Origin of the sequence: Bacillus sp. FSL K6-1000, from assembly GCF_038630785.1 — a bacterium.
Classification (GTDB): domain Bacteria; phylum Bacillota; class Bacilli; order Bacillales; family Bacillaceae; genus Bacillus; species Bacillus safensis.
On the sequence record NZ_CP152042.1, the window covers coordinates 2240770 to 2254050 of the forward strand.

Below are 13281 nucleotides of genomic sequence, written 5' to 3' on the forward strand. Positions count from 1 at the left end.
CTCACATTATTTTGACGTAAGCTTCTTATGAATAAATGAACCAAGCCATCTAGCTGCTAAGTTGAATACTAAAACTGAAAGCACAAGTACGGCTGATGCACCATTTGCAATGGCCTCTGCATCTGGAATGATTCCTTGTGTATTGACGTTCCATATATGAACGGCTAATGTTTCTGCCGGTCTAAAAATATTCAGCGGTGACGTATCAGAAAATGGACTCCAGTTTGTAAAATCTAGACGCGGTGTGGTGAGACCTGCTGTGAAAAGAAGCGCTGCTGCCTCCCCGAAAACTCTTCCTGATGCTAAAATCGCACCGGTAATAATAGAAGGAATCGCACCTGGAATCAGGACCGTCTTCACTGTATGCCATTTCGTCACACCAAGCGCTAGTGATGCTTCCTTTTGATCCTTCGGTACAGAGCGAAGCGCGTCTTCTGTCACCCTGACCATCACTGGCAGGTTAAACACCGTGAGCGCAAGAGCTCCTCCGATGATTGTATAGCCCCAGCCTGTTAAATTGACAAACATGAGTAAACCAAACATACCAATGACAATGGAAGGAAGTGAAGACAGCACTTCAATACATGTGCGAATAAAATCAGTGACTTTGTTTTGAGGCGCATATTCAGCCATGTACACTCCGCCGCCGACACCAAGTGGTACTGTGATCAGCATTGTAATAAACAAAATGTAAAACGAGTTAAACAGCTGATCCCTAATGCCGCCGCCAGAGCCAATTGCACTTGAGCGGGTTGTCAAAAAGTCAAAGTTTAATTCTTTTGCCCCGTTGAAAATGATATAAGAAAACAAACCAACTAGGATCGCCGTAATAATGGCGGCACATAATCCAAAAACAATCGTGGCAAAACGATCAGTCATTTTGCTATTCATTAAATCTTCCTCCTAGACGACAAGTATCTGATAATGAGTATGAACATAAACGATACAACTAGAAGGACAAGCCCCATTGACCAAAGTGTATTGTTTTCAACACTTCCATACGTTGTGTGACCCATGTTTAACGTAATAATGGTTGTTAATGTACCAGCTGTATCCATAATGCTCTCTGGTAAATTACGTGTGTTTCCAATGACCATTTGAACGGCAAGGGCTTCTCCAAATGCTCTCGCCATCCCAAGAACGACCGCTGTCATTAATGTTGGAAGAGCTGCTGGTACAAGCACACGTCTAATCGTTTGCCACCTTGTTGCGCCAAGTGCATACGATCCCTCACGCAAGCTTTTTGGAAGGGAAGCCATTGCGTCAGTTGCAATGGATGTAACGGTTGGCAGAATCATAATGGACAGGACAATTGTTCCTGCTAATACGCTATGCCCTGAACCGCTTGATTTGAAATGTCCGATAAACGGCACCAATACTGTAAGACCTATGAATCCGTAAACAACGGATGGAATCCCTACAAGCAATTCAATGACTGGCTGGAGAATTTTCCGGCCCCATGCAGGTGCAATTTCTGTCATAAAGATCGCTCCTGCGATGCCTAGCGGCGCTGCAATAAGTGCCGATAGAAGCGTGACGGCGATCGATCCAAAGATAAATGGAAATGCACCGTACTCCGGGTTTTCTGCTGTTGGGTTCCAATTGATACTGGTTAAGAACTCAATTGGGCTTACACCATTTACGATGAAAGATTGTAAACCCTTAATGCCAAGGAAGATGGTGATGGCGATGGATACTGCAATCATTAAGAATGCGCAGAATCTCACCAAAATACTTCCTCTTACTTCATCCATTTGCCTATTTTTCTTCGAGCTGATCAGCCGATCGCTCGCTTCTGTATGTTCTATCTGCTTCATCTTTTTCTACACTCCTATGAATGTCATAAAAGGAAAAGTGAAATGCTCCACTTTTCCTTCATCAGCAATTCAAGACCTCTTACTTATCTGATTGTTTGCCTGCTGCGTCTCTTTCTACTTTCATATTAGAGACTGAGATGTAGCCTTGGTCTTTAACGATTTCTTTTTGTACTTCGTCACTCATAAGGTAATCTAAGAATTGTTTTGCTAGACCTTCCGGCTCACCTTTTGTATAAGAGTGCTCGTATGCCCAAATTGTATATTTACCGCTTTCTACATTGCTTTCTTCTGGTTTCACACCATCAATGCTAAGCGGTGTAATTTTGTCATCTGTTAAATAAGAGAATGCTAGGTATCCAATTGCACCTGGTGTTTCTGCAATCAGTTTTTTCACTGTGTTTGAAGAATCTTCTGTGATTCCTTCTGCAGGTGTTGCACCATCAAGTGCATATTTCACAAATGTTGCACGAGTTCCTGAAGAATCAGGTCTGTTGACAAGCGTGATTTTTTGGTCTTTCCCGCCAAGCTCTTTCCAGTTTTTGATTTTACCAGTGAAGATTTTTTTCAATTCGTCCTTTGTGATGTCTTTGACACCCACTTCAGGGTTTACAGCTGCGGCCATTCCAACAACTGCTACTTTGTGGTCTTTTAAAGCTTTTGCGTCGACTCCGTCTTTCTCTTCAGCGAATACATCTGAGTTACCAATTTGTACAGATCCTTCTGAAACTTGAGAAAGTCCTGTTCCTGAACCGCCGGCTTGTACTTGAATATCGGCTTTTGGATGTTTATCCATGAATTTTTCTGCTGCCGCAAGAACTAAAGGCTGCATCGCAGATGATCCTGAGATGGTAATGGAACCTGATGCCTCATCTTTGTTTGAAGCATTTCCTTTACTGTCTTTTGAATCTCCGCTTGAGCTGCTGTTTCCGCATGCTGTGACGAATGCTAACAATGCGATAGTAAGGAAAGTAAGCAGCCATAATTTGTTCTTTTTCATTTCAAGAATACCCCCTGAATAATTTGTCCTACGAGTAATACATTAAAGGTTCTTTATTAATTTCGTTTAAATGGAATGTTAAGGTTTTGTAAATGTCGAAGTTTTGTAGAGAAATTGCGGCGTTTTTTATGAATTTTGTCAATTTATATCGGAATTTTTGAAGAAAACGTAAAAAAACGCCCACAAAAAGTGAGCGTTTTTACCTATGAAAGGTCTAGTTATTTGTTTCTGCTTCATTTTCAATTTTGTTTTTGTTTTTCGCCTGTGTATCATTGCTTTCCTGTTTTGATTTCAGTTCAAAGTACTTGTCTAATACTTGTTCCCCAATATCATTTGTAATTGGATAGCGCTGGTTGTAGTCTTGATACACCCATGGCACGACAACGGAAATGGCCACTTCAGGATTATCAGCAGGCGCGTATGCTACAAGAGTTGTGTTATACGTCGGTGTACCGCGCTTGCTTTTAATTGGACCGTCATAAAATGATTGAGCGGTTCCTGTTTTGCCAGCTGGATTATACTTTTTGTTGCCAAAGTTTGAATAAGCTGTCCCTCTTGGGTTCTGCATGACAAGCTTGAAGCCTTGCTGGACACGCTTGATTTGATCACTTGTCATGTCTAGCTTATTCAATACATCCGGTTTAACGGATTCTGTCACAGCTCCAATGCCGCGCTGCGGATCTGGCTCTCTCACTTCTTTGACAAGCTGCGGACGTAAACGATATCCCCCATTTGCAATGGTTGAAACGTATTGCGCCATTTGCAGCGGTGTAAACGTATCATACTGTCCTATCGCATAGTCAAGTAATAGACCCGATTGTGTAGACGTTCCTCTGTAGCCCGTTGCCTCGTTTGGCAGGTCAATACCAGTTTTGACGCCAAGGCCAAATTTACTGAAATTGTAGCGGAACGTATCAAATGCTTTCGGATCAATTGGGAGCGGCTGATTCTTACGATATTCGCTTTTCCCAATAGCGATCGCTGTTTTGAACATATACACGTTTGATGAACGCTCTAGTGCTGTTAAATCATTAATGAGTCCCATATTTTGATAGGATTTCTTTGGCGGTGACTGGGCGATATAGAGAGGTTCATCATATTGGGTACTTCCAATATGAATAGCGCCTGTTTTATATCCGGTCAGTACCGTTGCCCCTTTTACAGCTGATCCCATCGCATATGAGGATGTCATCGTTCCTAATGAGTAATCATCGAACTTGTATTTTCCGTTTTTGTTTGAAATCTGCTTACCTGCAACAGAGAGAACCTCTCCATTTCTCGGGTCCATCATAACAACAAATGCGCGATCAAGAAGCTCAGTTCCCCCTCTTTGTTTCGCACTTCTCAAGTTCTTTTCAATAATTTTTTCAACCGCTTTTTGTAGCTGAATGTCAATTGTCAGCACAAGGTCTTTCCCGCTTTTACCTTCTGTTAACACTTTAGAGCTTGTGACATTGCCCTGTTTATCAGTTGTACTCTGTTCTTTTTCCTTTTGGCCCTGCAGGACATCTTCATATTGATATTCAAGATAGCTTTTTCCTACACGGTCATTTCGGCTGTAGCCGAGTGATAGATAATGCTCAAGAAGTGACTGCGGAAGACCTTCATCACTCGAAGACACACTGCCAAGCATACTGCGGAGCAGTCCTTTATACGGATAGCTGCGTGACCAGTCTGTCGTTACATCAACACCTGGCAGCTCGTCCAAATGCTCAGAGACGTAAGCAATTTCGCTCGGCTTTACATCTTCATTTTTAATAAATTGAGGCGTCAGTGCATAGCCTCCATCCATCTGCCTTTTAATGGCAAGCACTTGTAAATCTTTTTTCGTCAGTTGATTTAATTCCTTGTCTGTGATGCGTTTTAGCTGAAGCTCATATAGTTTATCATCAGAGACCTTATCGTCATCCTTTAATTCTGATTCCTTTTGAACAAGCTTTTTCGCTTCATTTGGATGCGTTAAGATCCAGAAATCTTTTTTGTCACGATCTGTGATTTTTTTCGTACTCACATGAATCATATCCGCTAATTTTGATGCCACTTTGAGCCGCTCTTCTTGTGAAGTCGTCGAGGTTCTCGTATATGTAATGGCATTTAGCGCTTTATTGCTGACAATCGTATTGTAGTTTCGGTCGTAAATTTTTCCACGCGGAGCAGATGAGCTGACATTCACATCTTCTTGTTTCTCTGCCTGCTTTTTATAATCTTCTCCATTGACAATTTGCACAAACCCGAGTCTAACGACAACACCGGTAAAAATAATAAACGCAGCTAAAAATAATAAATTCAGCCGGATCGGAAGTGTTTTGCGCCCTTCCTTCGCGTCTTTTTTGTTTTTCTTGTTTCTCATCACATCACCTTTTCTATCAAGAAAGAAATGGCACCCCTTTTTGTGTTTAAAAGGTGCCATCATCATTTTAGCGGTTTTTCTATGATTTATCTAGAAATTTGATGTTCCATTGGTAAGAAATTTTACCTTTCTCCCTTAATAAGGTTCGTGTGAGAAACTGGCTTTTGACCGTCAGCCTCTTTCATATCAGCTGTTTTTTCTTTTAAATGAATATCTTTTACAAAATAATAAATGAGGGTATGTCCCGCCCCGAGCACAACAAGAGATGCTGGGATTCCGAGCTCATCACCTAGTAAGGTGACAGACAGCAGGAACAAAATAATCGAACTAATACGGCCGGCATTTAAAAATAGCTCTCTGACCACAATATATTCAATTCTGGCCTTTCTGGCATACCTTGCATGGCCGATGACATCATATGTTAAGGATACATAAGGAACAAGCAGGAGCGGATATCCTATTGCAATCGCTACCGCATACATGAGAAGTGAAACATAGGACAAGTGGAAGACGATTAAAAACAGGGCACCGTATAAAATCAGACCGCCAAGCATAATCGCCTTCTTCCGCCACTTTTTCTTAATCAAACGCGTAGCGAAGAAATAAGCAAAAAACGCAACACCTGAATTCACTAAACCAAACGTCCCGAGAGCAAGCTCACTGTTTGTTGCAATAAACACGAAGACACTGATTAAGAAGACAAAGACCCCTTCACGAAGCCCTTGAAAAAAGTGAGCTGATGTAATCCTACGCCAATTCTCGTCTGCATGGCGTTCTTTCCAAATTTGTTTGATGATAAATTTGCCTTTTGACTGTCTTCTTTTGAGGAAAAAGCTCATCACAACCGCTAATGAAAACAAAAAAAGCGATAACGTGAAAATGACTGTGTAGCCTGTATCATCCGTTAACTGAGAAATGACAATCCCCGCAATGAGAGGACCAATCATGCCGGCAGTTGAGGAAAGCACCCCGAGAAACCCATTAAAGAAGTCTCTTGTTTCAGGCTCGGTGATCTCAAAGGTGAGTACGTTAAAAGCAAGCCAGTAAAAACCATAGCCGATCCCAAGGACACTTCCCAATAAAACAAGCCGTGCGGCCGCTTGTTCTCCTGCCATTAAAACAATCAAATAAAAAGCGGCTAAAAAGATGACACCGAACCGAAGGACAAACGCCCGGTCTATTTTTTTAGCGAGCCGGCCAGCGAATAAAAACGTAATGGGCTGAAGCACCACAATGGCCAAGTTATAAATCGCAAGATCCGTGAATTTCCCAGACTGTTTCCATAAGTACACATTTACAAACGTATTTGAAAGCGCAATGGCAAGTGCGTATAACCCGCCAATCGTGAGGAGGAGCAATAAATCTCTTGTAACATCCATGTCCCCGAACATTTTCTTTAATCTGCTCATACAATTCATTCTCCTTTTCTACACAATAGTCTGTCTCATCAAAAGGCAGATATGTAAAAAAAGGAGGGAAAATATAAAAAGACCTGCTTCTCTTGAAAGCAGGTCTTTTAGAATCAAATCATTATTTTGCTTCGCTGTAAAGGCGAGCTACTTCATCCCAGTTCACAACATTCCAGAATGCTGAAATGTAATCAGGACGACGGTTTTGGTAGTTTAGGTAGTAAGCATGCTCCCAAACGTCTAGTCCTAGAATTGGCGTTTTTCCTTCAGTTAAAGGAGAATCTTGGTTTGGCGTGCTTGTGATTTCAAGTTTTCCGTTGTTCACAACAAGCCATGCCCAACCAGAACCAAAGCGTCCTGCAGCTGCTGCAGCGAAATCAGATTTGAATTTTTCAAATCCGCCTAATTCTTTTTCGATTGCATCTGCAAGTTCACCAGTTGGTGCGCCGCCACCGTTTGGTGAAAGAAGCGTCCAGAATAATGAGTGGTTTGCATGTCCTCCGCCATTGTTACGTACAGCTGTACGAATGTTTTCAGGCACTGAGTTTAAGTTAGCCACTAGCTCTTCAATTGATTGATCTTCAAGAGCTGATACACCTTCGATTGCTTTGTTTAAGTTTGTTACATATGTGTTGTGGTGTTTTGTGTGGTGAATCGTCATTGTTTCCTTGTCGATATGTGGTTCTAATGCATCGTAAGCATATGGTAATTCTGGAAGTTTAAAAGCCATGGTTAATTTCCTCCTTAAAATGTATGTACTGAAATGCTTCCTTTGTAAGTCAGCAATTCACCCTACTCAAAGAGTATCAAAAGAAACAGCTTGTTTCAACGTTATTGCTCATGTTCTGAAACATTTCAGTGTTTATTTTGTATTTAGCCCTTTAGATAAAGTTTTAAACACCCTTTTTCAACTTAGCGAAGGACATAAAATAAAAAGATGCCCAGCATCAACGCTTGAATCAATCCTTTTGCAAAAACACCTGATACAAATCCAATTAATGAGCCTAATCCGACTTTCACACTCGTCTTCAAATCTTTTTGATGAACAAGGAGCTCTGCAATGACACTCCCGAGAAATGGACCAATAATAATTCCTGCAATGGGGATCACAAAAGGACCAGCTAATAACCCAATGGTGCTTCCCCAAATAGCTGCCTTGCTGCCGCCAAAGCGCTTGACCCCAATAAGGTTTGAGACATAATCGGCCGCAAATAATACCGCGGTAAACATCGCTTGAATGAGCCAGAACGTCAGTGTAAGCGGCTCGAAGCTAAAGAAGAAACCATATAGAATAAATCCGAGTACCATAAAGACCACACTCGGGATAATTGGATAAACCAGTCCAACAAACGCAATGATAAATGCACAGCCAATCAGTATCCAATACAGCACGTCCAAGACCCTGCCGCCTCCTTTTTATATGCTGTATACATTATGCCTCATTCCTTCTATCTTAACCAGTGATGAGGGCCATACTTGTACTTGATGGATAGACATTGATACAATATGAGAAATAGAAAAGAATGTAGGAAGTGAATGGGTATTGAACGTATTTAATCTATTGTTAAAAGGAATTTATTCACCAAAAGATATTGCCAAAGCAAGATTTACAGGAATCGGTAAAGCGATTTTATTCATTTTTATCCTCTCAATTATCGCAGCAGTTCCGCAGGGATATCATATGAGCCAAGAGATCTCGAATGCGATGTCAGGATTTCAGCACGTGATCAAAAAAGATTTACCCGACTTTTCAATTGAAAAAGGAAAGCTTCAAGCGGATCAAAGTGCACCAATAGAAAAAGAAGAAAACGGCATTACGATCATCTTTGATCCTGCTGAAAAAATAAAAGCAAGTGAACTTGAATCAAAGCAAACAGCCATTGCTTTATTAAAGGAAAAAGCAGTGATTGCGATTGATGGGCAAATGACAGATATTCCATACCAGCTCCTTGGCGGAACGCTGACAAAAGACGAACTTGCTCGCGTCACAAATCAGAACCAAGCGATTATTATCCCTGTCATCTGTGTACTGCTATATTTATCAACTGCGGCTCTCATGTTTATTAGCGCAACATTCCTTGCGATGCTTGGTACATTTATTAAACGAATGCAGCAAAAAGAGCTGTCTTTCCAAATGCTTTGGAAGCTCTCCGCTTATTCACTCACATTAACAACGGTCTTTTTCGCGATCATGAGTGCATTAAACACGCCTGTTGCAAACTCATTTTTATTAAATTGGGTCATTAACTTTATCTTTTTATATCTTGTTGTAAAAGAAATACCTGCCAAAAAAAGCAAATGATCCATCCAACAAGGATTTGTCTATACAATGAAAGCTCCCCCGTCTCGGAGGAGCTTTTTATGTATGTTCATACGCTAGGACTCATCTGGATGGATGATCGCAAATAAATAATGATCCTCCCACACTCCGTTAATCTTTACTTTTTTACGATTTAGTCCTTCATTTTCAAAACCTGTCTTTTCAAGCACACGAATGGAACCCTTGTTACTCGGCTTTACTCCAGCCTCAATCCGGTGGAGATTCAACTCAGAAAAGGCATAGTCAATGATTAAACGAATGGCTTCTGTCATATATCCTTTTCCGCCCTGCCTTTGATCGAGTACATACCCGAGCCAAGCTCCTTCTATCGGACCTCTTACGACAGAACTTAATGAAATCGTCCCAATTAAGACACCTGTTTCATTTAAGAAAATACCATGCATGTATGATTCATCTTGTTCACTTCTTTGTCTACTCCGCTGAATTCGTTCAATTTGACGAGGTAACGTGAAGAAATCATTTTTGATCAAAGGTGTAAATTCCTGAAAATATGAGCGATTCTCAAGCTCTAATGTTAACAGTGATTCTGCATCATTTTCTGTTAGTGTTCTCACATATATATGCTGACTAACTTTCTTCATTAAATCTCCCCCTTTCTTATTTTATCATAATCGTCATATGAGATTGCTCTCCTATTTACACCAACGACCCAAGCAGTTTTATTACAAGACATACTAGAACTAACTAGAACCATCCTTTCCAGCTTTTCTCCTCTTTTTGGTTCTATCATTTCAGGACATGCATAGACTGAAGTAAACTCTTAAAAGCGGTGAGTAAAATGCGGCGAATTCTTTTTTTACTAATCAGTTTATTTGTCCTCTTTATTATCTTTTTTGATTTAAAAAATGGAACCATTCCTGTTGAGGAAAACCCAGCCGTTCCAGCAAGTGCCCTTCAAACAGCTGAGAAAAAGACATATAAGAACGTTACGGTAAAACAAGGTGAAACGGTCCTCTCCATCGTACATACAAGCAAGCCACTTGATGATGTCATTAAAGATTTCGAGGAGCTGAATCAAGGTGTGAAAGCGAACGAAATCAGAGCAGGCAGTACATATAAGTTTCCTGTCTATAAGAGATAAAACGTTAATTCCTTGTCATTCATACGAAGAGACTGTTACAATATGAACTGTAAAACACGACGTACACGGCAAAGAATTGCTTGTACACTAAGGAGCGATTGACAAGTGAGTGAAGTCACACATCGTACTAAAACGCGTCCCGTCAAAGTGGGACCTTTAACTATAGGTGGAAATAATGAGGTTGTCATTCAAAGTATGGCAACAACCAAAACACATGATGTCGAAGCGACAGTCGCTGAAATTAAACGTTTAGAAGAGGCAGGCTGTCAAATCGTGCGTGTCGCATGTCCAGATGAGCGTGCAGCAAATGCAATTGCGGACATTAAAAAACAAATTAACATCCCGCTTGTTGTGGATATTCATTTTGACTACAAGCTTGCACTGAAAGCGATTGAAGCAGGCGCAGACAAAATCCGAATCAATCCAGGAAACATTGGAAGAAGAGAAAAAGTTGAAGCTGTTGTCAAAGCAGCAAAAGAAAAAGGCATTCCAATTCGTATTGGGGTAAACGCTGGTTCATTAGAGAAAAAGATTCTTGATAAATACGGCTACCCAACTGCAGATGGTATGGTCGAAAGTGCACTGCATCACATTAAAATTCTAGAAGACCTAGACTTTCATGACATCATCGTCAGTATGAAAGCATCTGATGTAAACCTTGCAATTGAGGCATACGAAAAAGCGGCTAAAGCCTTTGATTATCCTCTTCATCTTGGGATTACAGAATCAGGTACGTTATTTGCAGGTACAGTCAAAAGTGCAGCTGGACTTGGCGCTATTTTGAATATGGGGATTGGGAATACACTCCGTATCTCATTAAGTGCTGACCCAGTTGAAGAAGTAAAAGTAGCACGTGAATTGTTGAAATCATTTGGTCTTGCATCAAATGCAGCAACACTAATCTCCTGCCCAACTTGTGGACGAATTGAAATTGACCTTATCAGCATTGCAAATGAAGTCGAAGAATATATTTCTAAAATCAAAGCTCCGATTAAAGTAGCAGTCCTCGGCTGTGCTGTAAATGGTCCAGGTGAAGCGCGTGAAGCAGATATCGGCATCGCAGGCGCTAGAGGCGAAGGATTATTGTTCCGTAAAGGTGAAATTGTTCGTAAAGTACCGGAAGAAACAATGGTCGAAGAACTGAAAAAAGAAATCGATAAAATCGCTGAAGAACATTATGCGAAAATGGAAGCTGAAAAAGAAAAACAAGCGAATGCATAACAAAAAACGCCTGACGTCATTGTCAGGCGTTTTTCTGTTCTTGTTAAAAGAACGGGGTGATAAATATGCCTAGGATGACGGAAACAATTCCGATCCCAATTGACCACGCGCCAAGCGCATGTGCTCCTTTTCTTCGTGCAATATAACCAACGACGATGGCCGCTACCCCTAATAGCACCGGCAAGACAAATAATGAGATAATCGCAATCGCGAGTGCTGTATAGCCTATCCCTTTACTGCCTGAATCGTCACCTGCTTGGTCACGTCCTCGTCTATCTTCTCGATCTCTTGAAGCTTGATATGGCTCTGCAATTTCAGCAGCTGTTTCCTCTAAATAGCCATCATCATTACTAAAGTGTGTGTCGATTTCACGATCATTTCTTCTGAAATCCTCGTCTCTTCCCATGATCAATTCCCCCTTTTGGTTAATAGAAAGGAGCTTTTTTAGTATGAGCAAAAATGTCTGTTTCATGTTTGCTAAAACTTGCTGGAATTGTGAAATGATTATGTTACACTTTAAGAGTATAAAAATGAGGAGTGTGGGCATGTTACGTTTAGGAATTGATATTGATGGTACAGTGACGGCACAGGACACCTTTGTTCCCTATTTAAACGAGTCGTTCCAATGTGCCATGACACTAGATGATATGACAGAATATGATTTGACGAAGCTTTTAAAGATTTCTCAAGAAGAGTTTTGGGGCTGGATGAATGAGCATGAGCCTCTTATTTATAAACAGGCAAAGCCTGCTGAGGGTGCTAAAGAAATCCTCGACCAAATGAAGCAGCAGCACAAATTGATTTATATTACAGCAAGAAGGCAGCAGCATTCAGATATCACCTACAAGTGGTTTCAAGAACATGACGTGCATTATGATGACATTGAGCTGGTTGGCGGTCATCATAAGCTGGAAGCCGTTCAAAAGCACAAGATTGATGTATTTTTTGAAGACCATCACGGCAATGCCACAATGATTGCAAAAGAGGCAGACATCCCGGTTATACTTTTTAACTCCCCTTATAACCAGATGCCAATTGACGACAGAATTATTCGCGTAAACAACTGGCAGGAAGCGTCTCAATGGATCAAACAATATGAACAGCGTCTGCAAGCTGCTTATTAAGGTAGAAAAGCCGATACATTTAATGTATCGGCTTTTTCGATGGAGCAAGCTGACCTTCTTTCATGAGGAAATGGTACAGCGCTCCCTTCATGCCTGCCTGATTCAAGTAATAACACGTTTCCAGCTTCACCTGAATGTTCTTCCACGCAGGCAGTGTATGTAGGTGTTTCTCAATACTTGATAGTAAATCTGGTCTTGCGCTCACGCCGCCGCCAATGAGAATTTTTTCTGGATTGAGGACGGTTGCTACATTGTAAATGCCAATGGCGATTCGCTTGTACCACTGATCCACCAGGTTTTCAATGGACGGATCGTGCTTCGCCTTTTCAAAAATGTCTTGGCCGTCTATTTGTGTACTTTGCGGAATTCCTTGCTTTTCTTTATAGCTGCGAATGAGTCCAGCCGTTGAAGCGCTGCTGTTGAGTGTTGTAAATTGTCCATTGTCTGTTTCTGTCAGCATCATGCCAAATTCACCGCCGCGAAAGGAAGCCCCGCGCACAAGCTGACCACCAGCGAAAATACCACCGCCAACACCTGTGCCAAGCGTCATACAAATAAAGCTGTCACACTCTTTCGCATGGCCGCTATATTTTTCTGCGAGAGCTGCACAGTTCGCATCATTTTCCACTTCTACACGAAGAGATGTTTTCTCTTCTAATAGTGTTTTTACATTTTGACCATTTAAGGCGATGATCGCGCCTGCAAATTCTGTAAAACCTGATTCACTGTCCACAAAGCCTGGAAGACTGATGGCGATACCCCTGACATCCTGCTTCCTTTGATATTCCCTGACCACACCCGCCATTGCTTCTAAAAACAGTTCAAGCTGCCGGCAGTTCGTCTGATAGTCACCGCTAGTGATTAGCTTTCCATCCTGATCCATTAATCCATGTTTCGTTCTCGTCCCGCCTACATCAAACACGACGTAATATGACACTTTT

14 protein-coding genes are annotated in these 13281 nt (G+C 41.3%); 4 read left to right on the forward strand and 10 right to left on the reverse strand.

Going from position 1 to position 13281, the window contains the following annotated elements:
- Positions 1-6 precede the first annotated feature (6 nt).
- The 7 genes from pstA to MHI46_RS11565 form a co-directional block, all read right to left on the reverse strand.
- Positions 7-891 carry a phosphate ABC transporter permease PstA gene (pstA, locus tag MHI46_RS11535; protein ID WP_039179988.1) on the reverse strand — a complete coding sequence of 295 codons (885 nt, stop codon included), beginning with the start codon at positions 889-891 and terminating at the stop codon, positions 7-9.
- Positions 891-1817: a phosphate ABC transporter permease subunit PstC gene (pstC, locus tag MHI46_RS11540; protein ID WP_047202305.1), complete on the reverse strand. Its 927-nt coding sequence runs from the start codon at positions 1815-1817 to the stop codon at positions 891-893. The genes pstA and pstC overlap by 1 nt, the downstream gene beginning before the upstream one ends.
- Before the next feature lie 79 nt (positions 1818-1896).
- Positions 1897-2814: a phosphate ABC transporter substrate-binding protein gene (locus tag MHI46_RS11545; protein ID WP_039179996.1), complete on the reverse strand. Its 918-nt coding sequence runs from the start codon at positions 2812-2814 to the stop codon at positions 1897-1899.
- 214 nt (positions 2815-3028) lie between these two features.
- Positions 3029-5164: a penicillin-binding protein 2 gene (locus MHI46_RS11550; protein ID WP_313902599.1), complete on the reverse strand. Its 2136-nt coding sequence runs from the start codon at positions 5162-5164 to the stop codon at positions 3029-3031.
- A 122-nt stretch (positions 5165-5286) separates the two neighbouring features.
- Positions 5287-6573: an MFS transporter gene (locus tag MHI46_RS11555; protein WP_039179998.1), complete on the reverse strand. Its 1287-nt coding sequence runs from the start codon at positions 6571-6573 to the stop codon at positions 5287-5289.
- A gap of 121 nt (positions 6574-6694) precedes the next feature.
- Entirely contained in the window at positions 6695-7303 is a 609-nt protein-coding gene (gene sodA, locus MHI46_RS11560) for a superoxide dismutase SodA (RefSeq protein WP_007501264.1), read from the reverse strand.
- Between the two features lie 182 nt (positions 7304-7485).
- Positions 7486-7971, reverse strand: coding sequence for a DUF456 domain-containing protein (locus MHI46_RS11565; protein ID WP_039180001.1), 486 nt, complete (start codon positions 7969-7971; stop codon positions 7486-7488).
- 145 nt (positions 7972-8116) lie between these two features.
- On the opposite strand from MHI46_RS11565, the gene MHI46_RS11570 reads away from it, so the two are divergent.
- Positions 8117-8875 (forward strand): DUF1189 domain-containing protein, encoded by a 759-nt coding sequence (locus MHI46_RS11570; protein ID WP_041117993.1) that lies wholly within the window; start codon positions 8117-8119, stop codon positions 8873-8875.
- A 74-nt stretch (positions 8876-8949) separates the two neighbouring features.
- Here the strand turns inward: MHI46_RS11570 and MHI46_RS11575 are convergent, their stop codons facing one another.
- On the reverse strand, positions 8950-9495 hold the full coding sequence (locus MHI46_RS11575; RefSeq protein ID WP_260774254.1) for a GNAT family protein: 546 nt from the start codon (positions 9493-9495) through the stop codon (positions 8950-8952).
- Between the two features lie 197 nt (positions 9496-9692).
- On the opposite strand from MHI46_RS11575, the gene MHI46_RS11580 reads away from it, so the two are divergent.
- Together MHI46_RS11580 and ispG are read left to right on the forward strand one after the other, a co-directional pair.
- The gene (locus MHI46_RS11580) at positions 9693-9995 is read left to right on the forward strand and encodes a hypothetical protein (RefSeq protein WP_039180007.1); all 303 of its coding nucleotides are present in this window, start codon (positions 9693-9695) and stop codon (positions 9993-9995) included.
- A gap of 105 nt (positions 9996-10100) precedes the next feature.
- Positions 10101-11216, forward strand: a complete 1116-nt coding sequence (gene ispG, locus MHI46_RS11585; RefSeq protein WP_024423001.1) for a flavodoxin-dependent (E)-4-hydroxy-3-methylbut-2-enyl-diphosphate synthase — start codon at positions 10101-10103, stop codon at positions 11214-11216.
- A gap of 43 nt (positions 11217-11259) precedes the next feature.
- On the opposite strand, the gene MHI46_RS11590 is transcribed toward ispG, so the two are convergent.
- Positions 11260-11622, reverse strand: coding sequence for a cell division protein CrgA (locus MHI46_RS11590; RefSeq protein WP_144491407.1), 363 nt, complete (start codon positions 11620-11622; stop codon positions 11260-11262).
- A 139-nt stretch (positions 11623-11761) separates the two neighbouring features.
- Between MHI46_RS11590 and MHI46_RS11595 the strand changes: the two genes are divergently transcribed.
- Positions 11762-12340, forward strand: a complete 579-nt coding sequence (locus tag MHI46_RS11595; protein ID WP_247544517.1) for a hypothetical protein — start codon at positions 11762-11764, stop codon at positions 12338-12340.
- A gap of 19 nt (positions 12341-12359) precedes the next feature.
- On the opposite strand, the gene MHI46_RS11600 is transcribed toward MHI46_RS11595, so the two are convergent.
- On the reverse strand, positions 12360-13277 hold the full coding sequence (locus tag MHI46_RS11600; RefSeq protein ID WP_260774261.1) for an ROK family protein: 918 nt from the start codon (positions 13275-13277) through the stop codon (positions 12360-12362).
- Positions 13278-13281 lie beyond the last annotated feature (4 nt).